We start from the raw sequence: 24,097 nt of genomic DNA, 5'->3' as shown, positions 1-24,097 counted from the left end.
GCCTGCGCGTCCGAACCCGGATCCGACAGTGTCTGCATCAACTTCGTGTATGCGACCGACACCACCCGCGTCACCACTCGTCGTCTTCGTCGTCCGCTTCCTCAAGCGGCGGGCGCGGCTTTCGCATCACCGACACCGTCCAGATCACGCCGCCGATCAGCGCCGCGATCAGCGCGAAGAAGAGCAGCTGTCCCGCCATGTAGGCCATCGTCATCCCCCTCGGAGCAGATCAGTGAGGCACGTCGTCGAGACCGTTGGCGCTCAGCGTCTCCACCATCGCGGTGACGACCCGCTCGGCCGGCCAGTCGTCAGGCGCCGAGATCAACGTTCCCCCAGCCAGTTCCGTTGCCGTCAGCCCACTGGCGACCCGACTGACGGTTCCCACCTCGGCGCTGATCCAGGTGCGGTAGCCGGCTCCGATCTTCCAACCGCCGCGGCGCGCAAGGCGATTGGCGGCGGAGTCGGTCAGTGTCAGCGTCGCAGGTCGCCAGGCGGACGCGACGGCCGCGCATACCGCGTCGCCCACTTCGCTGGTGATGCCGCCGGACGAGATCTCCCGCAAGTCGATATGGAGATTGTGCTTGGGCACCCTTCTGCCGACACCGATGGACCCGGCATGTACCGATACGTTCACGGAGACCGACGGACTGGCACCGATCAGAACCATTGAGTAGCCCTCGGTTGGAAGGACCTCACCACCCTCCTCGCCTTCGGGGAGCGCCTCGTGCACCGGGTTTCTGCGGACGATGTCGGCCAACGCCTCGGCGGTACCTTCCCAGCGATCACCCCTAGCGGTGTCCCACCGCGTGATCCCCAGGGCTTCCCCCATTTGCGTCAGAAGCGCATCAGTGCGCCCGGCGATCCACTCGGGAGACTCACCGGTCGCGACCCAAGCAGAGTTCACGAACGCGGCGCCCGCCCACACGGGCTGTACGGGAGACGTGGATGTCATGGCTGTCGACCCTACTTTCATGGCTTCTGAGGGGTGTAGACGACGCGGACGTCGTACAGCCCGCGGCTCTCCAGGAGGTCGCGCATGATCGCCGCGCTCTGCGGATTCGCGACATGCCACTCCAGAATCGCCCCAGCGGGCAACGCATCGAGCTGCCGCTGTGCCTCGTCGACAAGACCCTCGCGGATGCTGGCGACCCACGTCGCTTCCGGGTGCTTGAACAGCGGCTCGTATTCACGCTTTGCGTCGAGGAACACCTCTTGATCGCCCCGCATGATCGGGCCGCTGTCCATTCTGACCGGTGCGCCCGTATCCGGGTCGATCAGAACGTATTCAGGGATCCGTCCGTCGGGCGTCCGTTCGATACCGGTGATTTGCTCCTGGTAGGGCATCCACGGCTTCTCCGGCCCGCGGTTCATGTGATCCCAGCCAGGTGTGGTGTCGCCCTTGGTCCACGTCGGATCAGGAGTGCTTGGGGGCCATCCACCAGGGTGGTAAGGATCACCAGAGTTGTAGTGCATCCCCTGGTGCGGGTCGAACACGTCCGGAGGAGGGAGCGGATGTGACGGCACCGCGTCGGGCACGTGGTGTGCCGCGGTGTCAGGCGCCGGGGCAGGGTGTTCCACCGGTGCGTCGGCGGAAGGCGTGTGGTGCCCGGCAGGCGGGTCTGCCGTGTGCGGGATGGGAGGTGCCTCCGCACTGTGGGGAACCACCGGCTCCACCGTGTACGGGACGGGAGGCGGTTCCGCGGTGTGGGGAACGACCGGTTCGGCAGTGCGGGGGACCACCGGCGACTCGGGTGTGTGCGGAACGACCGGTGGCGCCCCATGTTCCAGGGTGTGCGCGGCCCCCGGCAGCGCACCACGTTCCAGCGCACCGAGCTCGGGCAGCACCGACTTGCCCAGCAACCCCTCCGCCCCCAGAGGTGCCGTGGCGGCCATGGCGGTGGCGTCGAACATCTTGTCGCCGGCGTATTTTCCTGGGTTGTCGATCATTTCCGGTATGTCGTGCACGACGTCGTTGACGGCGCCCCACGGTCCCAGCGGCCCGATCGGGCTGCGCAGATGCAGCGGGTCTTCCTTCTGGTGTTGGACGGCCGCTTCCCCCAGCTGTTGCCACGACTCGGCGACGCCGGGGTGGCCCTCCCCTCCGGTGCCGGTGAGGTTCTGCAGCGTCTCCACCGTGGAGTCGAGCCGGTTGTAGAACTGGTCGTGGGCTTCGTTGACGAAGTTGTTGAACTTGTCGCCGAGCTTCTCGCCCAAGCTGCGAGTGTCGGCGGGCGCGGGACCCGGCGTGGTGTCCGGCTTGGTCGGCGTGTGAGCAGCTGAGTCCGCGAGCGCGGCGTTCACCCGCTGCGCATCGGCAACCATCGCGGTGACCCGCGACTCGATCTGGTCGGGCGGTACACCCTGTTGCCGCAACAGGTTCCGAGCCTGACTCTTGAACTGCTCGACCTGCTGCGGGCTTATCTGCGCCGCCGCGGTGGGTTTCGGCTCTGCCCCTGCGGTCGCAGGATCGTGGGCGCCCAGCAGGTCTCCGAGGTCGCCCCCGACGTCCCCGGTGGTAGCGGGCTTGTCCCCGGGCTTCTTCGCCGCATCCTGCACCGACTTGGGCACCGCGAACGGACCGATCTGACCGGGTGTCTGAGCGGGAACCTCAGGCTTCTTCTCGCCCGGCTGGCCCTTGCCCTCAGCGTCGTGCTTGACCTCGTGGTCGGCCAGAAACACACGGCCGGACGAGTTGTCCTCACCTTCGCCGTCGAACCGGATCCCTTCCAGATCAGCGGCTTTCGCCTCCAATTGGTTGCCGACGAGCTGGTCTGCCTGCACGAGTTGTTGGGCTGCCCAGCGGATGTCTTCGACGTGCTCCGCGGCAGCCTTGTTCCGGTCGGCGACCGTGTTGATGTCGTAGCTGCGGGAGTCGGTCACCGACAAGTCTTCGGCGACGTTGAACCCGTCGTCCACGGCGGCGGTGATCGCCTCGACGGCCTTGTCCTGGGCGGCCTGGACGTCGTAGCTTCCGTTCTCGGCTAGGTCGGCAGCCTCACGCAGAACACCGCTCTGACGGCCCACCACGCCAATATCCGCCGTCACCCGGTCGAGGGCGGCATCCTTCGCGTTGCCCTCCCACGTGGTGCCGCCGGGAGACGAGACGTTCTGCCGGTGCTCATCGAAGGCGTTCTCGGATCCTGTGGCCGCGGTCCGCCAGGTGGTTGCCGCCTCGGAGAGGTGCGAGGTGCTCCACTCCTCGATCTCCGACTTCGTGGGTAAGGGAGCGGGCAAGGCCGCAGGGCTCACACCGACACCGCGGTGATGGCGTCCCCGCCATCGGTGTCGGTGCTGTCGTAGCGGGCGCTACTCACCGAGAGGTCATCGGCCTGGCCGGTCATCCGCGCCGACTGGCGGCTACGCACGGAGGTGAGCGCGGCGTTCACGGCGGCCACGCCCGCGCCGCTCGGCTGTGTCGAGAGCGCGGAGTCGAAGGACCCACTCGTGAGCCCCGCGGCGAAACCGTCACTGGCGGCAGCGGCTACCCGCAGACCGCGTGCGTCGACTTCCAATCCGTTTGCCATGCCAATCCCCCAACCGGCGAACACCTGGCCGTGAGGCTACCTCAGGATTGCGTCGTGGTGCCGGTGCGGAAGCGCGCCGACGAAGCTCGGCGAGCTCCTCGTCCACCTTCGGCCAGCCCGTCGTCGTGTGCGGCGATACAGCCTCGGCGTTCACGGAGCGGAACTGCGCGTCCCCCTGCCGATCCAGCTCCGCTTGAACTGGGGCGAACAGCCCTTCAAGCAGATCACGGCGCGCCTGCCACGACTTGTAACAGCCGTTGCGAGCCGATGCACCTTGAAGGCGTGCCCGGCGTGAGGCTCAACGCCGGAAACCACCCTGATGGCGGTGGCGGAGGGATTTGAACCCCCGGACGGTGTTAGCCGTCTCTCGCTTTCAAGGCGAGTGCATTAGGCCGCTCTGCCACGCCACCGCCGACAAGCGTACGGGTTTCACACCCTGCCGATGTGGGCGGGAGGCGATCCGTTCTTCAGCGCGACGCTGATGCGGCGACAGTTCTCCCCCATCGCCGCGATCTGCGGACGTGAGAGCCTGCCGAGGAAGTGCGAGCGGACGCCCTGCCCGTACGTCACCATCGCCTCGCGGACCGCGACCCTGCCTTCTTCGGTGATGGCGGCGACCACTCCGCGCCCGTCGTCGGGACTGGCGCACCTGGTCACCAGGTTCTGAACTTCCAGCCGTCGGATCTGCCGGGTCACCCGGCTGGGCAGAGACATCAGCCGCTCGGCCAAGTCGCCCATCCGCGCCGACCCGGTCGACGACTTGTCCAAGATGTCGAGCAGGCGCACATCATTCAGCGTCAGATGATGCGCATCTACCAGCGACCGGTTCAAAGTCGCATACATTCGCAAAGCCGAATCGAGGTAGTTCTGCCATGACCTCTGCTCGGCGATGTCCAGGCCCGGCATGTCACCCGCCGTGCGCCCCGCAATCATCCCCACCATGGGCGCAATCGTAAGCGACGTCAGTATTGCTGCGCGCGCAAATTAGCAGGCTTGTAGCGTTGAATAAATGCATGCAATCGCCGCTTCCGCCGATGGCCATCTGACCTGGGAAAACGTCGCTGATATCACTCCAGCAAACGACGAGATTCTGATTCGGGTTCACGCTGCGGGCGTCAATCGGGCCGATCTGCTGCAAGCGGCGGGCAAGTATCCGCCCCCGCCAGGGGCCAGTGAGGTCATCGGACTGGAGGTGTCAGGCACCGTCGCGGAGCTCGGCGCGAATGTTACCGACTGGTCAGTTGGGCAACCGGTATGCGCATTGCTCGCCGGCGGCGGCTACGCCGAATACGTCGCGGTACCCGCCGCCCAGGTGCTGCCATTGCCCGATGGCGTTGCTCTGAGCGACGCCGCAGGACTGCCCGAAGTGGCCTCCACGGTGTGGTCGAACCTCGTGATGACCGCAGGCCTGACGGCCGGTCAGCTCGTCCTGCTGCACGGCGGCGCCAGCGGCATCGGCACCCACGCCACCCAGGTGGCCCGCGCGCTCGGCGCCAGGGTGGCGGTGACTGCGGGCTCCGCCGACAAACTCGCCCTCTGCCGCGACCTGGGCGCCGACGTCACCATCAACTACCGCGACGAGGACTTCGTCGAGCGGGTCCGGGCCGAGACCGGCGGCGCGGGCGCCGACGTGATCCTCGACATCATGGGAGCCGCCTACCTGGACCGCAACGTCGACGCCCTGGCCACCGGCGGGCGCCTGGTGATCATCGGAATGCAGGGCGGGATCAAGGCCGAACTCAACATCGCCAAACTGCTCGGTAAACGGGCCGGCGTCATCGCCACCTCGCTGCGCCCGCGGCCCGTCGACGGACCCGGCGGCAAGGGCGAGATCGTGCGGGCTGTGCTCGACAACGTCTGGCCGATGATCGCCGACGGGCGGGTACGGCCCATCATCGGCGCCGAACTGCCCATCCAGCAGGCGCAGCGCGCCCACGAACTGCTGGCCTCCGGCGAGGTGTCGGGGAAGATCGTGCTGACGGTTCAGCCGAGCGAGGCCAGCGCCCGCACCAGCTGATCGACCTCGGCGCCCGTCGAGTAATGCGACAGCCCGACCGTCACCGCGCCGCCGATGTCGTTGACGCCGATCACGTCGAGCACGCGGGAGCTGGCGTTCGAGATGGCCAGAATGCCGTTGTCGGCCAGCCGCTGCACCACCCGCTCGGCCGGGATGTCGCGCACCACGAAGCTCAGCACCGGAATCTGCGACTCCGGCCTGCCGATCACCATCACCAACGGCAACGAGCGCAGCGAGGCCACCAGGTACTCGAACAGCCGGTCCAGGTACGCATTCGCCGACTGCATCGACACGGCCAACCGTTCGCGCCGCGAGCCGCTGGCCGAATCATCGAGGTTCGACAGGTACTCGATGCTGGCCACCACGCCACCCAGCAGGCCGTACTGGTGCATGCCCACCTCGAGGCGGGCCGGACCGGTCGCCTGGGGATTCAACGAGACCGAGGCCAGCGAGTCGATCACCGACGGGTCGCGGAACACCAGGGCACCGATCGGCGGGCCACCCCACGGCACCGCGTTGAGGGCGAGGACGTCGGCGTCGATCTCGTTGATGTCGATGAGCCGGTACGGGGCCGCAGCCGAGTGGTCGACCACCACCATTCCGCCGACCTCGTGCGTGAGCTTTGTCACCTCGCTCAGATCGGTGACCGTCCCCAGCGTCGATGACGCCGACGCGATCGCCACCAGTCGGGTCGGCTTGTCGATCAGCCCTTCCCACTGCCAGGACGGCAACTCACCCGTCTCGATGTCGACCTCGGCCCACTTCACCTTGGCGCCATAGCGATTCGCAGCCCGCAACCAGGGCGCGATGTTCGCCTCGTCGTCCAGGCGGGTGACCACCACCTCGTAGCCGAGCCCGACCCGGCTCGAAGATGCCTCGGCCAGCGCGGTCAGCAGCTGGGCGCGGTCGGCACCCAGAACCACCCCCCGCGGATCGGCGTTGACCAGGTCTGCGACTGCTTGCCGGGCAGCGGTGAGGACAGCCGCGCTGCGGCGTGCCGATGGGTGGGGTCCGACAGCGGACGGCATCGAGCCGCGGAAGGCAGTAGATACCGTCGTCGCGACGGAATCGGGCACCAGCATGCCGTTCTGGGCATCGAAGTGGACCCACCCATCGCCCAATGACGGGTGTAACCCCCGCACCCGGGCGACGTCGTATGCCATGCCAGCCACCTTAGAGCGTCCGCGGATATCACAAACCGACACGATTTGGTGGGTGCCCGACCGCACGTTTCCACTAGAAGAGACCGTGCTCGGACCGGGTCACCCTGGGCAGCCATACTAGTCCAGTGGGCTTCGGGTTCGGAGTGCTAATCGCACTGTTGTTGCTGGTGATACCCGGGGCGTTGATAGCCAGGGCGGGCGGACTGACCGTTTCGATGGCGGTCGCAGTGGGTCCAGCCTTGACCTACGGCACCGTCGCATTGACGATCGTTCCCCTCGGGGCCATCGGCGTGCCGTGGAACGCGTGGACGGCGTTGTTTGCTGTAGCTGTCGTTGCTGCCATTGCGGCCGGCCTGCGCCGGCTCCTTGCCCGCTTCCGTGACCGCGACGCCGAGGCGTCCGCCATGGCGCGGCGGCCCGCAGCGGTGGTTGCGGTGGGAGTGCTGCTGGGCGCCGCACTGATTGCTGCCGCGGCCTTCGCCGGCCTGGTGCACTGGCAATCCATCCCCAGCACCTGGGACTCGGTGTGGCACGCCAACACCATCCGATGGATCCTCGACACCGGTCAGGCCTCGCCGACCCACATGGGCGAACTGCGCAACGTCGAGACCCACGAGGCGCTCTACTACCCGTCGGCCTTCCACGCGCTGGCCGCCGTCTACTGCCAGCTCACCGGCGCCGCCGCGACCACCGCGTACACCGTGAGTTCGGTCACCGCTGCGGTGTGGCTGTTCCCGGTCAGCGCCGCGGTGCTGACGTGGAAGATGCTCCGCCCGCACACCTGCGAGATGCACACCGCAGTCGCAGCGGGCACAGCCGCGGCACTCGCCGCGTCGTTCACCGCGGTGCCCTACGTCGAATTCGATGTCGCGGCGATGCCCAATCTGGTGGCCTACGGGCTCGCGGTACCGGTGTTCGTCCTGATCGCCTCGACGCCGGCCCATCGCGACCGCATCGGCCTGGCCGTACTCGCCACGGTCGGTGTCTTCTCGGTACACCTCACCGGCGGGGTGGTGACGGCGCTGCTGGTGGCCGTCTGGTGGCTGGCGGATGCGTTGTGGCGGCCGGTGCGCGGCCGACTGTCCGACTTCCTGGCACTGGCCGGCGTCGCGGTGCCGACCCTGCTGATCCTGCTGCCCCAGTTTCTCGGGGTCCTTCAGCAGGCCGACATCATCGTCGGCCACGCCTTCGTCAACCACCTCGGCAAGAAACACTCGCTGTTCGCAGCCATCGTCCAGCACACCCGTCACCTCAACGACTTCCCGATCCAGAACGCACTCATCGCGCTGGCGGCCATCGGCGGACTGGTCATGCTGGTGAGGAAGATCTGGTGGCCGCTGGCGGTGTGGCTGCTCCTGATCGCGTCGATCGTGCATTCCGGCGCCCCGTTCGGCGGGCCGCTCGGCGCCCTCACCGGCAAGTTCAGCGACCTGTTCTACAGCGATCCGCGTCGACTGTCGGCGGTGGTCACCATGCTGTACGCACCGATGGCGGCCATCGGTCTGGGCGCGCTGGTCCTGCTGGGTGCCGCTGCCCTGCGCCGGACCGGCGCCCGGCCGGTGTGGATCCGCGCGACGGCTGCCGTCGCACTGATCGCCACCACGGTGGGGCTGGCCTGGCACTACTTCCCCCGGCACAAGTACCTGCTGGGACAGAAGTACGACTCGGTGATGATCGGCGCCAAGGACCTCGAGGCCTTCGCCTACCTGGCCGAGCTCCCCGACGCCCGGACCACACTCATCGGCGACGCCAACACCGACGGCACCGCCTGGATGTACGCGGTTTCGGGCCTGCACCCGCTGTGGACCCACTACGACTACCCCGTACAACAAGGGCCGGGGTATCACCGGTTCATCTTCTGGGCATACGCAGATGATGCCGATACCGATCCCAGAGTTGCCCAAGCGATCGAGGCGCTCAACATTCGCTACGTGATCACCAGTACACCGGTGGTGCGAGGGTTCGTCATGCCCGACGGACTAGTGTCGCTAGACAGCTCACGGTCGTGGGAGAAGATCTACGACAACGGTGAGGACCGCATCTACCGCTGGAACGGCGAGAACGCGGCGGTCAAAGCGGCGAACTGACACGACCCAGAACTGACTGAAGGAAAGGCGATGACCATCAACCCCGACGATGACAACATCGAGATCCTGGCCAGGGCGGCCGAAGAGACCGATGCCGATGCCGACGCCGACGGCAAGGCGTTGACTGACCTCGTCGAACAACCGGCGAAGGTTATGCGCATCGGCACCATGATCAAGCAGCTGCTCGAGGAGGTGCGCGCGGCACCGCTCGACGATGCCAGCCGCAACCGGTTGCGCGACATCCACCGGACCAGCATCCGCGAACTCGAGGACGGCCTGGCCCCCGAACTGCGTGAAGAACTCGAGCGGCTGACCCTGCCCTTCACCGAGGAGAGCGTGCCGTCCGATGCCGAACTCCGCGTTGCGCAGGCACAGCTGGTGGGCTGGCTCGAAGGCCTGTTTCACGGTATCCAGACAGCCTTGTTCGCCCAGCAGATGGCGGCCCGTGCCCAGCTCGAGCAGATGCGCCAGGGCGCCCTTCCGCCAGGAATTCAGGTCCCGGGCGGTCAGCGCGGCGGCTCGCACCCCGGCACCGGCCAGTATCTGTAGGTTGCCTGTTGTCTGATCCGTTTATCTCGACGCGCGAAGCATGGGTGGAGTTCCCCATCTTCGATGCCAAGACGCGCTCGCTGAAGAAGGCGTTCCTCGGCAAGGCCGGCGGCGCCATCGGACGCAACGAGTCCAACGTCGTCGTCATCGAAGCGCTGCGCGACATCACGATGTCGCTGAAAATGGGTGACCGGGTCGGACTGGTCGGCCACAACGGTGCCGGTAAATCCACACTGCTGCGGCTACTTTCGGGCATCTACGAGCCGACACGAGGCTCAGCCACGGTGAGCGGCCGGGTGGCTCCGGTGTTCGACCTCGGCGTCGGGATGGACCCCGAGATCTCGGGATTCGAGAACATCGTCATCCGCGGTCTGTTCCTCGGGCAGACCCGCAAACAGATGCTGGCCAAGGTCGACGAGATCGCCGAGTTCACCGAACTGGGCGAATACCTGTCGATGCCGCTTCGCACCTACTCGACCGGTATGCGGGTGCGCCTGGCGATGGGCGTGGTCACCAGCATCGACCCCGAGATCCTGCTGCTCGACGAAGGCATCGGCGCTGTCGACGCGGAATTCCTCAAGAAGGCGCAGTCACGCCTGCAAAGTCTGGTGGAGCGGTCCGGAATCCTGGTGTTCGCAAGCCATTCCAACGAGTTCCTGGCCAGACTCTGCAAGACCGCGATGTGGATCGACCACGGCACCATCAAGATGACGGGTGGCATCGAGGAGGTCGTCGGCGCCTACGAAGGTCCGGATGCGGCCCGGCATGTGCGTGAGGTGCTGGAAGAGACGGCCCGTGGCTGACGAGCGCTTGCGCGAGGAACCGACAAACACTGACGAGCGCTTGCGCGAGGAACCGACAAACACTGACGAGCGCTTGCGCGAGGATCCGATCAGCACAGCGCCTGAGTCAGTAGTTGCCGTGATCGTCACGCACCGACGTCGTGAACTGCTCACCACGTCGTTGACCGCCGTGGTGAACCAGGACCGTAAACCCGATCACCTGATCGTGGTCGACAACGACGACGACGAGGCCGTACGCGATCTGGTCCTCGACCAGCCGGTACCGGCGACCTATCTCGGTTCCCGCCGAAATCTCGGCGGCGCAGGCGGTTTCGCGCTGGGTATGCTGCACGCCCTGGCTCAGGGAGCCGACTGGATCTGGCTGGCCGACGACGACGGCCGCCCCGCCGACAACACCGTCCTGTCCACCCTGCTGGCCTGTGCCGAGCAGTACAGCCTGGCCGAGGTCTCACCCATGGTGTGCAACCTCGATGACCCCGACCGCCTGGCATTCCCGCTGCGCCGCGGGCTGGTGTGGCGGCGACTGGTCAGCGAGTTACGCACCGAGGGTGAGGGTGACCTGCTGCCCGGTATCGCCTCACTGTTCAACGGCGCCCTGTTCCGGGCTGCGACGGTGGAGTCCGTCGGTGTCCCGGATCTGCGCCTGTTCGTCCGCGGCGACGAGGTCGAACTGCACCGGCGTCTGGCGCGCTCCGGCCTGCCGTTCGGAACTTGTTTGACCGCAAGCTATCTGCACCCGTGCGGGACCGATGAGTTCAAACCGATCCTCGGCGGCCGGATGCACACCCAGTATCCCGACGACGAGACGAAGCGGTACTTCACCTACCGCAACCGCGGCTATCTGCTGTCCCAGCCAGGTCTGCGCAAACTGCTGCCGCAGGAGTGGCTGCGGTTCGGCTGGTACTTTCTGGTCTCACGCCGCGACCCGGCAGGTCTGCGCGAATGGATCCGCCTGCGGCGGTTGGGCAGACGCGAAAGGTTCTCCCGATGACGTTCACCGACGCGGCGTCCGACTCCAAGACCATGGCCCGGGCTGTGCGCGATCTGTCCGACGGCTTCCACAAGCGCGAGCTGTGGCTGCACCTGGGCTGGCAGGACATCAAGCAGCGCTACCGCCGCAGTGTGCTCGGGCCGTTCTGGATCACGATCGCCACCGGCACCACCGCGGTGGCGATGGGCCTGCTGTACTCAAAACTGTTCAAGCTCCCCCTCGAAGAGCACCTGCCGTACGTGACGCTCGGGTTGATCATCTGGAACCTGATCAACGCCTCGATCCTCGAGGGCTCCGAGGTGTTCATCGCCAACGAGGGTCTGATCAAACAACTTCCGACCCCGTTGTCGGTCCATGTGTACCGCTTGGTCTGGCGGCAGCTGATCCTGTTCGGCCACAACATCGTCATCTTCGTGGTGATCGCGATCGTGTATCCGAAGCCGTGGAAATGGATCGACCTGGCGGTCATCCCGGCCCTGGCGCTGATCGTGCTGAACTGCGTATGGGTATCGATCTGCTTCGGCATCCTTGCCACCCGCTACCGCGACATCGGTCCGCTGCTGGCCTCGGTGGTGCAGCTGCTGTTCTTCATGACTCCGATCATCTGGAACGAGTCGACACTGCAGCAGCAGGGCGCCGGCTCGTGGGCCAAGATCGTCGAGCTCAATCCGCTGCTGCACTACCTCGACATCGTGCGTGCGCCGCTGCTGGGCGCCGATCAGGAGGCGCGGCACTGGATTGTGGTGCTGGTCCTGACAGCGATCGGTTGGGGCTTCGCGGCGATCGCGATGCGCCAGTACCGGGCCCGCGTCCCGTACTGGGTGTAGGCCGCTACATATCCTCTGGTTCGGAGCCGAACACGAAACTGCGTCCGGAGATCTCTTTCGGGTGGATCCGTACGTAGCGGCGTTTCGTGGTGGCGATCCACGAGAGCAGTTGGCCATTCTCGGCCTCGGCGATCTCGTCCGGGGTCTCGAGAAGCTGCGGTTCACCCCGCACGATCACACTCCACCCATCGGAGACGGTGTGATCGTCAGCTTCGAACAGCACCCGGTTGTTCCACAGGGCGCTGATCAGCTTGGTGCCCTCGGCGGTTCGGAACAACACGGTGCGGCGCTGAACGACGAAGTTGACCGGGAAGATCTCCAGCCGGGTGCCGATCGTCGTGACCAGCCGACCCAGGGTCACGCTGGACAACAGCTGCCAGCACTCGTCGTCCCCGAGCACCGAGACCGGGCCCTGCGGCGTCATGAGGCCACCGTAGCGCCGAAATGGCAAGCAGAAATGGCAATCGGCGCGCCCCGCTCTTCGAGAAGCGGGACGCGCCGACTGGGAAACCGACTACGGGCGTTCAGAACGTGGCGTTCAGAACGTTGCTCAGTTCATGTGCTCAGTTCATGTTCCAGGGCTCGCCGTAGGTGGTGACACTGTCACCGGTCGAGGCGATCAGACGGGCGAACGGACGCAGCAACACACCACCGGCAGCACCGGTCACCGTGCCGTGCGCGTTGGACACCGCCACACCACCGGCCGGACCCTTGACGTCCACCGAGAACGTCGCCACTTCCTGAATACCCGGGCCATTGCCCAGATCGGCACTGATCGACACACCCGGGAACAGGTTCGGGGTGATGACCGACTCCAAGCCGAAGGGCGGGCCGGTGATGTCACCATCGTCGATCAGGATGTTGGGGGTCGTGTAGGAGAAGTTGATCCCCACACCCAGCGACCAGGGGAAGCCGATCTGATAACCCAGCTCCAAGGTGCCCTCGAAGTCCTCGGCCCCCGGGCCGGCCACCACGTACTTGGCGCGGCCGGAATGGAACCACTCACGGGTCAACCGGTTGCGGTCCAACGGGAACACACCATTGAGGAAGGTGTCCCACTGCTGAACAGTCAGAGTCCGATCCTGACCATCGACCAGGCTCAGTTCATTGTCCAGACCCGCATGAGAAATACCCGTGCTCGTAAACAGCGCCGCGATGGCTGCCACCATGGCGACCAGCACCCGACTGAATGCCTTCATGTTCTCCCTAGCTGTGTCGGTGATCCGATTCGTTCTTCACCAACCAGGGTCCCGACCCCAGAGATACTTGGGCGATCCACTCCCGATTAGGGAGGTCACATCCGGTTCTCATGCGTTGCTCATGATTGGCAGGAGAAAACGTAACCGGGCAACACCGGGGCAGCAACGGCAACGGTTTCCGGCCATCGAGCAGACAAACCTCGGTACAATATTTGCTAGAACCACATCGGATTGCGTCACACCTTCGCTGTCCGTCACCTGTGAGCGCGGGGCGTCCCGGCCGCATGTCACCGGCGCAAGGAGACCGAGGCAAGACATTGCCATGGCGCCCCAACTGCTGTTTCGCCATTTCCACGGAAGGTCTGCCAGTCAATCACGCTGAGCGGAAAGATTGCCGTCACTATCGTCAATATCGCGAACCGGCCCGCCGGCCACTCCGGGTTTGCGCTTGCTGTGTAAACGGCCCGTTACGCGCTACCCAACGCCGGGATTAACTGAACCGCCGAAGATCCTTCGATGGTGCCGCGACCGATATTCCGATTTGTGACCGACATCACACTTGAAGCGGTGGCGGGAGCGCCTTCCTCACAGGCACTCCACAGCGGGATTGGACGTTATGGCGATATGAGCATCCCGCCATATGAGCCCCCGAAGTCTCCTCCGTCGCCTGGCGTCGGCAATACCCTGCTGTGTCCGAAGTGTGCCGGGGTGATGACGACCTATGAGCGCAACGGCATCCACCTGGAGCAATGCGACACGTGCCGCGGCATCTTCCTGGATTTCGGCGAGCTCGAGTCGTTGACCCAAATGGAGAACCGGTTCGTCCAGGCGCCGCCACCGCCGCCGCCGGCGCAACCGGGATACAACCAGGGCTATTCGGACTACGGGCCGGGCTGGGGTCACCGCGGCAACAAGCACTACCGCAAGCAGGGCTTCGGCCGGCTGTTCTTCTCCAGCTGAGGCATCCGCGCACAGGCCGCCGCCAGCAGTTCGTCGTCGGGATCGCCGGCGGCGGACTGGATGACGGCGGCCCGGGCGAACGGTTCCAGCACAGGCCACGGATCCCCGGGCGGCACGGCGGGTCCACCGGCTGCCCGGTAGGCGTCGAGGAACTGGAACCAATCGGCATCGGGAATGAGCCCGGCCGCCCAGAACCCGGCCGGACGCGCCAAATCCCAAGCCGGATCGCCCAATCCGAGGTCATCGACATCGATGAGCTGCCAGCACCCGTCCCGCCGCCCCACCTGGCCCAGGTGAAAGTCGCCGTGCACGAGGGTGCGTGGTCGGTCCGGTGAACCCGGCCGCCACGCATCGACGGGTAGGCCCGCCGCGGCCCGCAACACCACGCGGTGACCGTGGCGCCGCGCCCGGTCGACCGCCCGCCGCAGCCTCGCCGGCCAGCCGTGCGGTGGGAGACCTTCGGTGACCGGTTCGAGGTGCAACGCCGCCAGCAGCCGCCCGATGTCGGCCCATGGCACGCATTCCGGTTGCACCACAACGGTTTCGACACGCGGCCAACGGGTCAACCAGCGGCCATCCACCGCATCGGGTACTTCTGAAACCGGGCTCAGCAGGGCATCGATGCGGCCGGCGGCGTGGAGCCGGACCCGCAATGCGCGCGGATCGGTGCCCGGCCGGTGCAGCTTGTGCACCACGGCGCCGTGCACCGTGATGTCTGCACCTGACCGGGTCTCCACACCTCCAGTTTCCCGCGAGATCAACGCCGCGGGGCAGGCATCCGCACGGTGACGTTGATCCGGTTCCACGCGTTGATGGTGACGGCCATCGCGATCACCTGACCGAGCTCGCGTTCGGTGAACACGGCGGCCGCACGCGCGTACACGGCGTCGGGAACGTGGCCGTTGCCCAGTTCGGTGATGGCCTCGGTCAGGGCCAGCGCGGCCTGCTCACGTTCGGTGAACAGGTCACCCGCCTCCTGCCAGGCTGCGATGAGCGCGAGCCGCTGCTCGGTCTCGCCCAGCTTGCGGGCGTCGTGGGTGTGCATGTCGAGGCAGAACGCGCAGTGGTTGATCTGCGACGCCCGGATCTTGACGAGCTCGCCGATCGTGGGATCGACATCCTTGGCGGCGGCGTTCGAGAGCGTCATCATCGCGTCGTAGAGCTCGGGCGAGACCTTGTAGATCTTGAGCCGGTCGATCGCCTTGGTGGGTTCGAGTGTCTGTGTCATGCCCTCAACGCTAGACGGGAAAACACCGCCTAGATGGTTCAATATTGCCGTGACTTCGCGGGCCAATTCAGGGAGCCGGGACCTGCATCTCGAGCTGCGCGCGAGCATCGAGCCCGGCAGCCGCACCGCGCGCGAGCAGCTGATCACCGCCCTCCGGGACGGGATTCGCAGCGGCAGACTGAGCACGGACACGCGGCTGCCGCCGTCACGCGTGCTGGCCTCCGATTTGGGGCTGGCCCGCAACACGGTCGCCGAGGCATACGCCGAACTGGTTGCCGAAGGCTGGCTGGCCTCGCGCCAGGGCGCGGGCACCTGGGTCGCGCGCACCACCGGCCCGCGACCGGTGGTGCGCCCGCGCCGCATTCCTGCCGTCCCACGGCACAACCTGATGCCAGGCTCGCCCGACGTGTCTGAATTTCCGCGGTCGGCCTGGTTGGCGTCGGCCCGCCGGGCCATCACGAACGCGCCGGTCTCCGCACTGCGAATGGGCGATCCACGCGGACCGCTGGCACTACGCGAGGCTCTCACCGAATATCTCGGCCGGGCGCGTGGAGTGCGGGCCACCCCGGAGTCGATCGTGATCTGCTCCGGGGTTCGCGACGGCGTCGACCTATTGGGCCGGGTGCTGGGCGCCCGGCGGCCGATCGCTGTGGAGGCCTATGGGCTGTTCATCTTTCGCGACGCGCTCGCATCTCTGGGCGTACCGACCACGCCGATCGGCGTCGACGAACACGGCGCGGTGATCACCGATCTGGACGGGCTGGACACTCCGGCAGTGCTGCTGACCCCCGCACATCAGAGCCCGTTCGGGATGGCCCTGCACCCGGCGCGCCGCACCGCGGTCGTCGACTGGGCGCACCGCACCGGCGGATATGCGGTGGACGACGATTACGACGGCGAGTTCCGCTACGACCGCCAGCCGGTCGGCGCCCTGCAGACACTCAACCCTGAACGGGTCGTCTACCTGGGCTCGGCCAGCAAAAGCATGGCCCAGGTGATGCGGGTGGGCTGGATGGTGCTGCCCGACGCATTGATCGATCCGGTGATCGCAGCGGCAGGCGGAGCGCAGTACCACGTCGACGCGCTCAGCGCTCTCACCCTGGCCGACTTCATCCACAGCGGCGGCTACGACCGGCACATCCGGCGGATGCGCAACCGCTACCGCCGCCGACGTGACGCGCTGGTCACCGCACTGGCCGGATTCGGCCTCGGCATCGCCGGCCTGTCGGCTGGGGTGAATATGCTGCTGACCCTGCCCGACGGCGCCGAACCCGAGGTGCTGCGCCGGGCCGGTGAGGCCGGCATCGCGTTGAACGGGCTGTCGATCATGCGGCACCCGCTGGCCGGACCGGATACCCCGGACCCCGACGGGGTGATCATCGGATTCGGGGCGCCCGCGGACCACGCCTTCGGCCCTGCGGTCGACGCGCTGCACGGCGTGCTGTCAGCCGCGTTGCGTTAGGAATCCTCGCCCACGATCAGGTCCCGCGGACCGGTCGGCAGCCGCCAGCCGAATATCAACCCGGCCAGGCGCAGCGTCGTCGCCAGCACCGTGCCCACCGCCAAACCTATCCACTGCGGGCCGAAGTAATCGATGACCGCGTACGTCGTCGCACCCATCAACGCCGGGACGGCGTACAGATCGTCCGGCCGCATCAACATCGGGATCTCCCGGACCAGCACATCGCGGATGATGCCGCCGCCGATCGCAGTGGTCATGCCGATCAGCACCGCCGCAAACCAGCTGGCCCCGTGGTCGACGGCGAACGCCGCGCCCGAAGTCGCGAAGAAGCCCATGCCGATGGCATCCAACGGCAGCACGATGTGGTTGAACCGGATGAGGTGCTTGGCTGTGAGGGTGGCCACCGCCGTCGCGGCGACCGCGACCGTGATGTTGGGCCAATGCTGAATAGAGGTAGGTGGGTGGACACCGAGGAAGACGTCACGGATCACCCCGCCGCTCACACCGGTCAGTACCCCGAGCGCCGCGATGCCGAACAGGTCGAAGCCCTTACGTATCGCAACCATGGCCCCCGACGACGCGAAGACCGCGATACCGAGATCGTTGAGGACCGTCTGCAACACGAATGAACCGTACGGCCTCGCTAAGCTGCCTAGGTGGCTGAGCCAGTAATGTCGCCGACCCTTGACCTCAAAACCCAGGCTTTCCGGTTCGTCGTGACCGGTGGGCTGTCGGCGATCGTGGACTTCGGCCTGTATGTCCTGCTCTACAAGACCGTCGGATTACAGGTCGACCTGGCCAAGACGATCGGCTTCATCGCCGGAACCACCACGGCCTACCTGATCAATCGGCGCTGGACGTTCCAGGCGCCTCCGAGCACGGCCCGGTTCATCGCGGTATGGGCGCTCTACCTGGTGACATTCGCCGTCCAGGTCGGGCTGAACCACCTCGTGCTCCACCTGGCCGATTACCGGTCGTGGGCAGTGCCGGTGGCCTTCGTGATCGCCCAGGGCACGGCGACGGTGATCAACTTCATCGTGCAGCGTGCAGTGATCTTCAAAATCCACTGAGGTCGGCGCCGACTACTGCCGGGTACGATTCTCTGCGATGTCGACTACTGACTTGCCGACCAATCCCAAGCGCCTGACGGGCTGGGGCCGGACCGCACCGACCGTGGCACAGGTGCTCTCTACCAGCGATCCCGAGGTCATCGTCAAGGCTGTGACGCGGGCCGCCGAGGAGAAGGGCCGCGGTGTGATCGCCCGCGGCCTGGGACGCTCATACGGCGACAACGCGCAGAACGGTGGCGGACTCGTCATCGACATGTCGTCGCTGAACCAGATCCACTCGATCGATGCCGGCACCAAGCTGGTCGACGTGGACGGCGGGGTGAACCTCGACCAGCTGATGCGGGCCGCACTGCCCCACGGGCTGTGGGTACCGGTGCTGCCGGGCACCCGGCAGGTGACCGTCGGCGGCGCCATCGGCTGCGATATCCACGGCAAGAACCACCACAGCGCAGGCAGTTTCGGCAACCACGTCCGCTCGATTGACCTGCTGACCGCGAGCGGCGAGATTCGTAAGCTCACCCCGGACGGTACCGAATCCGAACTGTTCTGGGCGACGGTCGGCGGCAACGGCCTCACCGGCATCGTCTTGCGGGCCACGATCGAAATGACCCCCACGGAGACCGCCTACTTCATCGCCGACGGCGATGTCACGCACAGCCTCGACGAGACCATCGAGTTCCACAGCGACGGCACCGAGGACAACTACACCTATTCATCGGCCTGGTTCGACGCGATCAGCGCACCACCAAAGCTGGGCCGCGCGGTGATCTCCCGCGGTTCCCTGGCAAAACTGGACCAACTGCCCGCGAAACTTCAGCGTGATCCGCTGAAATTCGATGCACCGCAGTACTTCACGGCGCCGGACATCTTCCCCAACGGACTGGGCAACAAGTACATCTTCGGCACCCTCACCGAGGGTTGGTACCGGCTGGGCAAGACCTACCGGGGCAAGGCCCAGAACCTGACGCAGTTCTACCACCCGCTGGACATGATCGGGGAGTGGAACCGGGCCTACGGCTCGGCCGGCTTCGCTCAGTACCAGTTCGTCGTGCCCACCGAGGCCGTCGATGAGTTCAAGCGCATCATGGTCGACATCCAGCGCTCCGGGCACTACTCGTGGCTCAACGTGTTCAAGCTGTTCGGCCCGGGCAACCAGGCGCCGCTGAGCTTCCCCATTCCCGGCTGGAACGTCTGCGTCGACTTCCGGATCAAGCCCGGCCTGAGCGAGTTCCTCACCGAACTCGACCGCCGGGTAATGGAATTCGGCGGGCGGCTCTACACCGCCAAGGACTCGCGGACCACCGCCAAGACGTTCCACGCCATGTACCCGCGCATCGAAGAGTGGCTGGCCGTGCGACGCAAGGTCGACCCGGACGGCCTGTTCGTCTCGGACATGGCGCGCCGGCTGGAGCTCGTCTAGCCCCTCACCGTTCCCCTCGAATTGGCGAGAATTTTATTCTTGACTAATTCCAGAAAAGGGGACAGACTCGGTCCCGTGGCGACAACCGCGGACTTCCAGCAGATGCTGCGAAGCGCCGACATGCGTGTGACCCGCCCGCGAGTGGCGGTGTTGCACGCGGTCCAGGCGCATCCACACGCCGATACCGACACGATCATCCGTGCGGTACGCCTGGAACTGCCCGACGTCTCCCACCAAGCCGTGTACGACTCGTTGCATGCGCTGACCGCATCACAACTGGTCCGCCGCATCCAGCCATCAGGCTCGGTGGCTCGGTACGAATCTCGCGTCGCCGACAACCACCACCACGTCGTGTGCCGATTGTGTGGCGCCATTGCCGACGTGGACTGCGCGGCTGGGTCGGCCCCATGCCTGACCGCGTCTGAAGACCACGGTTTCGAGATCGATGAAGCCGAGGTCATCTACTGGGGCACTTGCCCCGAATGTTCCACTGCCCCAACTAGATAACCCCTAACCACCAGCCCTGGAAAGGATTTGTCATGGCCGACGCCGAAACTCACCCCCCGATTGGTGAGGCACAAACCGAACCCGCAGAAAGCGGGTGTCCCATGCAGATCAAGCCTCCCGTCGAGGGCGGCAGCAACCGCGATTGGTGGCCCAACGCGGTCAACCTGAAGATCCTCCAGAAGAATCCGCCCGCCATCGATCCGAATGACGAGGGCTACGACTACCGCGAGGCCGTCAAGAGTCTCGACGTCGATGCCCTGGCCCGCGATTTCGACGCACTGCTGACCGATTCGCAGGACTGGTGGCCCGCCGACTTCGGCCACTACGGCCCGCTTTTCGTCCGCATGGCGTGGCACGCTGCCGGAACCTACCGGGTCGAGGACGGCCGTGGTGGTGGCGGGCGCGGCATGCAGCGCTTCGCCCCGCTGAACAGCTGGCCCGACAACGTCAGCCTGGACAAGGCCCGTCGTCTGCTGTGGCCGATCAAGAAGAAGTACGGCAAGCAGCTGTCCTGGTCCGACCTGATCGTCTACGCGGGCAACCGCGCCATGGAACACATGGGCTTCAAGACGGCTGGTTTCGCCTTCGGCCGCCCGGATTACTGGGAGCCCGAGGAGGACATCTACTGGGGCGCCGAGCACGAGTGGCTCGGCTCCCAGGAGCGGTACGCGGGCTCCGGCGGTGACCGCACCAAGCTGGAGAATCCCCTCGGCGCCAGCCACATGGGCCTGATCTACGTCAACCCTGAAGGCCCCGAAGGCAATCCGGATTACCTGGCCGCAGCCATCGACATCCGCGAGACGTTCGGCCGGATGGCGATGAACGACATCGAGACCGCCGCGCTGATCGTCGGTGGACACACCTTCGGAAAGACCCACGGCGCCACCGACATCGAGAACGGCGTGGAGCCCGAGGCGGCACCGCTGGAGCAGATGGGCCTGGGCTGGGCCAACCCCGGCGTCGGCAACGAGACCGTCAGCAGCGGCATCGAGGTGACCTGGACCCACACCCCGACCAAGTGGGACAACTCGTTCCTGGAGATCCTCTACGGCAACGAGTGGGAGCTGTTCAAGAGCCCGCAGGGCGCCAACCAGTGGCGGCCGAAGGACGGCGGCTGGGCCAACTCGGTACCGATGGCACAGGGCAGCGGCAAGACCCACCCGGCAATGCTGACCACCGACCTGTCGATGCGGTATGACCCGATCTACGGCGAGATCACCCGCCGCTGGCTGGATCACCCCGAGGAGCTGGCCGACGAGTACGCCAAGGCCTGGTTCAAGCTGATCCACCGCGACATGGGTCCGGTGGCCCGCTACCTCGGACCGCTGGTGCCCAAGCAGACCTGGCAGTGGCAGGACATCGTTCCGGCCGGTAAGGCACTGAGCGACGCCGATGTCGCCACGCTCAAGGCGGCCATCGCCGATTCGGGCCTGACCGTCCAGCAGCTGGTGGACACCGCGTGGAAGGCGGCGGCCTCGTACCGCTCCAGCGACATGCGTGGCGGTGCCAACGGCGGCCGCATCCGGTTGCAGCCGCAGCTCGGGTGGGAGGTCAACGAGCCCGACGAGCTCGCCCAGGTGATCCGCAAGCTCGAGGAGATCCAAGGCGCGTCCGACACTGGTGTGTCGTTCGCCGACCTGGTGGTCCTCGGCGGCGTGGTCGGTGTCGAAAAGGCAATCAAGGACGCCGGTTTCGACGTCGCGGTGCCGTTCACCTCCGGTCGTGGCGACGCCACCCAGGAGCAGACGGACGTCGACTCGTTCGCCTACCTGGAGCCCAAGGGCGACGGTTTCCGCAATTACGTCGGCAAGGGCGACAGCCTGCCGGCCGAGTACCGGCTGATCGACCGGGCCAACCTGCTGGGCCTTTCGGCCCCCGAGCTGGCCGTGCTGATCGGCGGCCTGCGCGTGATCGGCGCCAACCACGGTGGCTCGGATCTCGGTGTCCTGACGGACAGGAAGGGCCAGCTGACCAACGACTACTTCGTCAACCTGACCGACATGGGCATCAAGTGGGCCCCGTCGCCGGCCGATGACGGCACGTACGTCGGGTCCGACCGGGCCAGCGGAGCGCAGAAGTACAAGGCCAGCCGCGTCGACCTGCTGTTCGGCTCGAACTCGCAGCTGCGTGCGCTTGCCGAGGTCTACGCCGAGGACGATTCCAAGGAGAAGTTCGTCAAGGACTTCGTCGCGGCCTGGAACAAGGTGATGAACGCCGACCGGTTCGATCTGAACGCCTGATCGACTGATCGTCAACTGACACAACACCCCGCGGGCTTGGGCCCGCGGGGTGTTGTTGTCTCACTGGGGCTTTGCCCGCACGGCCCGATAGGCCGCCTTGCCGAAGGTTTCGGCAAGCAAACCCTGATCGTCATCATCGTCCGAGTCGAGCATCTTCCGGACCGCCGCCTCACAGATCGCCAGGAACACCTCGACCAGCATGGGCAGCGTGATGTCGACATCGGCGACCTGCCACCGCTGCAGTAGCGGACGCATCGCCGTGGCGAGCTGGCCACGGATGCGTTCACGGCCGGCCACGATCGCCGCGGTCAGCACTGGGTCGGGGTCGGCGGCGAAGATGATGCGCCAGGATGCGGGCCGCTCACGCACAGTACTGCGAAGCGCATGAAACCCGTCGACGAACAGTTGCTCGATGGAGCCCGTGCGCTGTGGCGGCAACAGTTCCAGCAGGCTCGACAGCACCACGTCGGTTTCCCGATCCAACAGTGCGGCAAGCACTTCCCCGCGGCCGGGGTAGCAGGCGTAGACCACCGGCCGGGTGACGCCCAGCCGGCGCGCGATGGTCCCCATCGTCACGTCGGCCAGGCCCTGGTGCGCGGCGATGTCCAACGCGATGTCGAGGACTTGCGGCCGGCGCCGGTCCGGGCCGAGATGCTCGGCGCGGCCGCGACCGGCGAGTGCTGCTCCTTTCACTTCGCTTCCCTCATGTCAGGGAGACATTCGCGATGATCAGCACGGGCCACGCAACGATCTCACCCAAGAGCGAGAACAGCCTGTCCGGGCCCGTGAGCGCAGCGATGTGATCGCTGTGGGTGAGCGCCCAGACCATCCCGACAACGAGGTATGGCCCGCCCACCACTATCGCGAGATAGACGAGTTGACGGATGCTCAGCCGGAAATCGAGAAGGCGCGAGATCACGGGTCAGCCGATCCGGCCCAGGATCGGCTGAGATTCCACGATGCCCTCGTCACTCGGTGCGCCACCCTCACCGAACACCCGGACCGCCTGCCGGTCGCGAAGCTCGAAGTGCGCCTGGCTCGGCGCGTCGTAGCCGTAGCGGCGCTGGGCCTCACGCGGCGTCGTGGTGACGGGGTGCTTCGGCGGAACGGACAGCAGGACCCGCGCGCCGATGGGCAGGGTCGCCGGTGAGAGCATGCGCAGCAGGATCAGCTGGAGCCGCGTGCTCATGGCGATCACCGTGAATGCGGCACTCAGCGGCGGTACCACCAACGCGTCGAGAATCCGGGATGTGCTGAGCCCGGCCATCTCTCGCATCCAGCGCGGCATGGTCGCCAGGGTGCCGCGACGCAGGAAAGCGGTGACGACCGTGGTACCCGGGCGCAACAGCAGTGGCATCTTGGGCAACATCACCTCGGCACCCAGCAGGTGATGCATGGCCTGCTGGGCGATGTCCGACCCGATCAACTGGGGCCGCATCTGCTCGAAATACTCCCGGATGCCCTCGCGGGTCAGTGGGACGTCAGAGGGATCGCAGGTCTGAAGTTCGGCGGCGATCGCGCATTCCCGCCAGTACTGCAACTCCTCTTCGGGTGGCAGCGGACCGGGACCGTACTTCTCGTAGGCCACCAGGATGGAATGCCAGGCGGTCAGGTGGATCCACAACTGCGAGCGGGGATCGTTCGCGTCGTAGGTCTTTCCGGTGACAGGGTCGGTGCCGATCGCTTTGGAGTGGATCTTGACCAGGACGTCGGCGGCCTTCGTGGTCGAGCGGCTGTCGTCGAAGGCCACCATCGCGAAGTACCGCAGCGTCCGGTCATATCGAGTGCGCGGGCGCGAGTAGATCTCATGGGTCTTGTCGACCGCCGCGACGAGAGCAGGGTCGAGCTCCTCGATGACGACGGCCCGCTGGAACCCGATGGACAGCGAGGTGGGATAGCTCCACACCTTCCACGTCACCGAATCCGGGCCGAAGAACCCATAGTCCTCCCCCGGTTCCGTCTCGGGCAACGTCAGCCAGTCACGGATCGTCATGATCTCCCCCATTTCCTACACGATGTAGAAAAAAGCTACGTCGTGTAGGAAATCGCG

Annotated in this window: 26 protein-coding genes and 1 tRNA gene; 12 read left to right on the top strand and 15 right to left on the bottom strand. The window is 66.2% G+C overall.

What is annotated here, in order from left to right:
• Positions 1-70: 70 nt before the first annotated feature.
• The 6 genes from ACZY08_RS06440 to ACZY08_RS06415 all read right to left on the bottom strand — a co-directional run bounded on the left by ACZY08_RS06440 (position 71) and on the right by ACZY08_RS06415 (position 4,466).
• The gene (locus tag ACZY08_RS06440) at positions 71-199 is read right to left on the bottom strand and encodes a hypothetical protein (RefSeq protein WP_463743716.1); all 129 of its coding nucleotides are present in this window, start codon (positions 197-199) and stop codon (positions 71-73) included.
• Between the two features lie 30 nt (positions 200-229).
• Positions 230-952, bottom strand: a complete 723-nt coding sequence (locus ACZY08_RS06435; protein ID WP_463743715.1) for a hypothetical protein — start codon at positions 950-952, stop codon at positions 230-232.
• A 17-nt stretch (positions 953-969) separates the two neighbouring features.
• Positions 970-3,249, bottom strand: a complete 2,280-nt coding sequence (locus ACZY08_RS06430; protein ID WP_463743714.1) for a hypothetical protein — start codon at positions 3,247-3,249, stop codon at positions 970-972.
• Positions 3,246-3,524, bottom strand: a complete 279-nt coding sequence (locus ACZY08_RS06425) for a hypothetical protein (protein WP_463743713.1) — start codon at positions 3,522-3,524, stop codon at positions 3,246-3,248. The genes ACZY08_RS06430 and ACZY08_RS06425 overlap by 4 nt, the downstream gene beginning before the upstream one ends.
• A gap of 320 nt (positions 3,525-3,844) precedes the next feature.
• Positions 3,845-3,934 (bottom strand) — tRNA-Ser (locus ACZY08_RS06420).
• A 19-nt stretch (positions 3,935-3,953) separates the two neighbouring features.
• On the bottom strand, positions 3,954-4,466 hold the full coding sequence (locus tag ACZY08_RS06415) for a MarR family winged helix-turn-helix transcriptional regulator (RefSeq protein ID WP_463743712.1): 513 nt from the start codon (positions 4,464-4,466) through the stop codon (positions 3,954-3,956).
• A 67-nt stretch (positions 4,467-4,533) separates the two neighbouring features.
• Between ACZY08_RS06415 and ACZY08_RS06410 the strand changes: the two genes are divergently transcribed.
• Complete coding sequence (locus ACZY08_RS06410; protein ID WP_463743711.1) at positions 4,534-5,541, top strand: NAD(P)H-quinone oxidoreductase; 1,008 nt, start codon at positions 4,534-4,536, stop codon at positions 5,539-5,541.
• Here the strand turns inward: ACZY08_RS06410 and ACZY08_RS06405 are convergent.
• Entirely contained in the window at positions 5,508-6,704 is a 1,197-nt protein-coding gene (locus ACZY08_RS06405) for a cysteine desulfurase-like protein (protein WP_463743710.1), read from the bottom strand. The genes ACZY08_RS06410 and ACZY08_RS06405 overlap by 34 nt on opposite strands.
• A gap of 125 nt (positions 6,705-6,829) precedes the next feature.
• On the opposite strand from ACZY08_RS06405, the gene ACZY08_RS06400 reads away from it, so the two are divergent.
• From ACZY08_RS06400 to wzm, 5 genes are all read left to right on the top strand, one after another.
• Positions 6,830-8,791, top strand: coding sequence for a DUF6541 family protein (locus ACZY08_RS06400; RefSeq protein ID WP_463743709.1), 1,962 nt, complete (start codon positions 6,830-6,832; stop codon positions 8,789-8,791).
• A 30-nt stretch (positions 8,792-8,821) separates the two neighbouring features.
• Positions 8,822-9,340 (top strand): bacterial proteasome activator family protein, encoded by a 519-nt coding sequence (locus ACZY08_RS06395; protein ID WP_463743708.1) that lies wholly within the window; start codon positions 8,822-8,824, stop codon positions 9,338-9,340.
• 8 nt (positions 9,341-9,348) lie between these two features.
• Positions 9,349-10,143, top strand: a complete 795-nt coding sequence (gene wzt, locus ACZY08_RS06390; protein ID WP_463743707.1) for a galactan export ABC transporter ATP-binding subunit Wzt/RfbE — start codon at positions 9,349-9,351, stop codon at positions 10,141-10,143.
• An 88-nt stretch (positions 10,144-10,231) separates the two neighbouring features.
• On the top strand, positions 10,232-11,134 hold the full coding sequence (glfT1, locus tag ACZY08_RS06385; protein ID WP_463744176.1) for a galactofuranosyltransferase GlfT1: 903 nt from the start codon (positions 10,232-10,234) through the stop codon (positions 11,132-11,134).
• The gene (gene wzm, locus ACZY08_RS06380) at positions 11,131-11,961 is read left to right on the top strand and encodes a galactan export ABC transporter permease subunit Wzm/RfbD (RefSeq protein ID WP_463743706.1); all 831 of its coding nucleotides are present in this window, start codon (positions 11,131-11,133) and stop codon (positions 11,959-11,961) included. Before glfT1 ends, wzm begins: the two co-directional genes overlap by 4 nt.
• Before the next feature lie 4 nt (positions 11,962-11,965).
• Here the strand turns inward: wzm and ACZY08_RS06375 are convergent, their stop codons facing one another.
• Positions 11,966-12,385, bottom strand: coding sequence for a pyridoxamine 5'-phosphate oxidase family protein (locus ACZY08_RS06375; protein WP_463743705.1), 420 nt, complete (start codon positions 12,383-12,385; stop codon positions 11,966-11,968).
• Positions 12,386-12,524: 139 nt separating this feature from the next.
• On the bottom strand, positions 12,525-13,160 hold the full coding sequence (locus ACZY08_RS06370) for an MspA family porin (RefSeq protein WP_463743704.1): 636 nt from the start codon (positions 13,158-13,160) through the stop codon (positions 12,525-12,527).
• A 624-nt stretch (positions 13,161-13,784) separates the two neighbouring features.
• On the opposite strand from ACZY08_RS06370, the gene ACZY08_RS06365 reads away from it, so the two are divergent.
• Positions 13,785-14,120, top strand: coding sequence for a TFIIB-type zinc ribbon-containing protein (locus ACZY08_RS06365; RefSeq protein ID WP_463743703.1), 336 nt, complete (start codon positions 13,785-13,787; stop codon positions 14,118-14,120).
• Here ACZY08_RS06365 and ACZY08_RS06360 read toward each other — a convergent pair.
• Together ACZY08_RS06360 and ACZY08_RS06355 are read right to left on the bottom strand one after the other, a co-directional pair.
• Positions 14,078-14,857 carry a phosphotransferase family protein gene (locus ACZY08_RS06360; RefSeq protein ID WP_463743702.1) on the bottom strand — a complete coding sequence of 260 codons (780 nt, stop codon included), beginning with the start codon at positions 14,855-14,857 and terminating at the stop codon, positions 14,078-14,080. The genes ACZY08_RS06365 and ACZY08_RS06360 overlap by 43 nt on opposite strands.
• Before the next feature lie 20 nt (positions 14,858-14,877).
• On the bottom strand, positions 14,878-15,348 hold the full coding sequence (locus tag ACZY08_RS06355) for a carboxymuconolactone decarboxylase family protein (RefSeq protein ID WP_463743701.1): 471 nt from the start codon (positions 15,346-15,348) through the stop codon (positions 14,878-14,880).
• A gap of 49 nt (positions 15,349-15,397) precedes the next feature.
• Between ACZY08_RS06355 and pdxR the strand changes: the two genes are divergently transcribed.
• A complete protein-coding gene (gene pdxR, locus ACZY08_RS06350; RefSeq protein WP_463743700.1) occupies positions 15,398-16,810 on the top strand; it encodes a MocR-like pyridoxine biosynthesis transcription factor PdxR in 1,413 nt (470 codons plus the stop codon).
• On the opposite strand, the gene ACZY08_RS06345 is transcribed toward pdxR, so the two are convergent.
• Complete coding sequence (locus ACZY08_RS06345; protein WP_463743699.1) at positions 16,807-17,433, bottom strand: trimeric intracellular cation channel family protein; 627 nt, start codon at positions 17,431-17,433, stop codon at positions 16,807-16,809. The two genes, pdxR and ACZY08_RS06345, sit on opposite strands and share 4 nt — an antisense overlap.
• A gap of 48 nt (positions 17,434-17,481) precedes the next feature.
• On the opposite strand from ACZY08_RS06345, the gene ACZY08_RS06340 reads away from it, so the two are divergent.
• The 4 genes from ACZY08_RS06340 to katG all read left to right on the top strand — a co-directional run bounded on the left by ACZY08_RS06340 (position 17,482) and on the right by katG (position 22,047).
• A complete protein-coding gene (locus ACZY08_RS06340) occupies positions 17,482-17,880 on the top strand; it encodes a GtrA family protein (protein ID WP_463744175.1) in 399 nt (132 codons plus the stop codon).
• Positions 17,881-17,917: 37 nt separating this feature from the next.
• Positions 17,918-19,300, top strand: a complete 1,383-nt coding sequence (locus tag ACZY08_RS06335) for an FAD-binding oxidoreductase (protein ID WP_463743698.1) — start codon at positions 17,918-17,920, stop codon at positions 19,298-19,300.
• A 102-nt stretch (positions 19,301-19,402) separates the two neighbouring features.
• A complete protein-coding gene (locus tag ACZY08_RS06330) occupies positions 19,403-19,807 on the top strand; it encodes a Fur family transcriptional regulator (RefSeq protein WP_463744174.1) in 405 nt (134 codons plus the stop codon).
• Positions 19,808-19,839: 32 nt separating this feature from the next.
• Complete coding sequence (katG, locus tag ACZY08_RS06325; protein ID WP_463743697.1) at positions 19,840-22,047, top strand: catalase/peroxidase HPI; 2,208 nt, start codon at positions 19,840-19,842, stop codon at positions 22,045-22,047.
• 60 nt (positions 22,048-22,107) lie between these two features.
• Here the strand turns inward: katG and ACZY08_RS06320 are convergent, their stop codons facing one another.
• Genes ACZY08_RS06320 through ACZY08_RS06310 form a run of 3 tightly spaced genes read right to left on the bottom strand, consistent with a single transcriptional unit; the run spans position 22,108 to position 24,052 of the window.
• On the bottom strand, positions 22,108-22,740 hold the full coding sequence (locus ACZY08_RS06320; protein WP_463743696.1) for a TetR/AcrR family transcriptional regulator: 633 nt from the start codon (positions 22,738-22,740) through the stop codon (positions 22,108-22,110).
• Between the two features lie 10 nt (positions 22,741-22,750).
• On the bottom strand, positions 22,751-22,966 hold the full coding sequence (locus ACZY08_RS06315; RefSeq protein WP_463743695.1) for a hypothetical protein: 216 nt from the start codon (positions 22,964-22,966) through the stop codon (positions 22,751-22,753).
• A gap of 3 nt (positions 22,967-22,969) precedes the next feature.
• The gene (locus ACZY08_RS06310; RefSeq protein WP_463743694.1) at positions 22,970-24,052 is read right to left on the bottom strand and encodes an oxygenase MpaB family protein; all 1,083 of its coding nucleotides are present in this window, start codon (positions 24,050-24,052) and stop codon (positions 22,970-22,972) included.
• Positions 24,053-24,097: the final 45 nt, after the last annotated feature.

The sequence above is a fragment of the Mycobacterium sp. IDUB_9 genome (assembly GCF_055419505.1).
This window is presented reverse-complemented; position numbering and strand designations above follow the sequence as displayed.

What these genes read in the sequence shown, in the direction of transcription:
- ACZY08_RS06440 (WP_463743716.1), bottom strand. Translation starts at nt 199, where the DNA reads ATGGCGGGACAGCTGCTCTTCTTCGCGCTGATCGCGGCGCTGATCGGC.
- ACZY08_RS06435 (WP_463743715.1), bottom strand. Translation starts at nt 952, where the DNA reads ATGACATCCACGTCTCCCGTACAGCCCGTGTGGGCGGGCGCCGCGTTC.
- ACZY08_RS06425 (WP_463743713.1), bottom strand. Translation starts at nt 3,524, where the DNA reads ATGGCAAACGGATTGGAAGTCGACGCACGCGGTCTGCGGGTAGCCGCT.
- ACZY08_RS06415 (WP_463743712.1), bottom strand. Translation starts at nt 4,466, where the DNA reads ATGGTGGGGATGATTGCGGGGCGCACGGCGGGTGACATGCCGGGCCTG.
- ACZY08_RS06410 (WP_463743711.1), top strand. Translation starts at nt 4,534, where the DNA reads ATGCATGCAATCGCCGCTTCCGCCGATGGCCATCTGACCTGGGAAAAC.
- ACZY08_RS06405 (WP_463743710.1), bottom strand. Translation starts at nt 6,704, where the DNA reads ATGGCATACGACGTCGCCCGGGTGCGGGGGTTACACCCGTCATTGGGC.
- ACZY08_RS06395 (WP_463743708.1), top strand. Translation starts at nt 8,822, where the DNA reads ATGACCATCAACCCCGACGATGACAACATCGAGATCCTGGCCAGGGCG.
- wzm (WP_463743706.1), top strand. Translation starts at nt 11,131, where the DNA reads ATGACGTTCACCGACGCGGCGTCCGACTCCAAGACCATGGCCCGGGCT.
- ACZY08_RS06375 (WP_463743705.1), bottom strand. Translation starts at nt 12,385, where the DNA reads ATGACGCCGCAGGGCCCGGTCTCGGTGCTCGGGGACGACGAGTGCTGG.
- ACZY08_RS06370 (WP_463743704.1), bottom strand. Translation starts at nt 13,160, where the DNA reads ATGAAGGCATTCAGTCGGGTGCTGGTCGCCATGGTGGCAGCCATCGCG.
- ACZY08_RS06365 (WP_463743703.1), top strand. Translation starts at nt 13,785, where the DNA reads ATGAGCATCCCGCCATATGAGCCCCCGAAGTCTCCTCCGTCGCCTGGC.
- ACZY08_RS06355 (WP_463743701.1), bottom strand. Translation starts at nt 15,348, where the DNA reads ATGACACAGACACTCGAACCCACCAAGGCGATCGACCGGCTCAAGATC.
- ACZY08_RS06340 (WP_463744175.1), top strand. Translation starts at nt 17,482, where the DNA reads ATGTCGCCGACCCTTGACCTCAAAACCCAGGCTTTCCGGTTCGTCGTG.
- ACZY08_RS06335 (WP_463743698.1), top strand. Translation starts at nt 17,918, where the DNA reads ATGTCGACTACTGACTTGCCGACCAATCCCAAGCGCCTGACGGGCTGG.
- ACZY08_RS06330 (WP_463744174.1), top strand. Translation starts at nt 19,403, where the DNA reads ATGCTGCGAAGCGCCGACATGCGTGTGACCCGCCCGCGAGTGGCGGTG.
- katG (WP_463743697.1), top strand. Translation starts at nt 19,840, where the DNA reads ATGGCCGACGCCGAAACTCACCCCCCGATTGGTGAGGCACAAACCGAA.
- ACZY08_RS06310 (WP_463743694.1), bottom strand. Translation starts at nt 24,052, where the DNA reads ATGGGGGAGATCATGACGATCCGTGACTGGCTGACGTTGCCCGAGACG.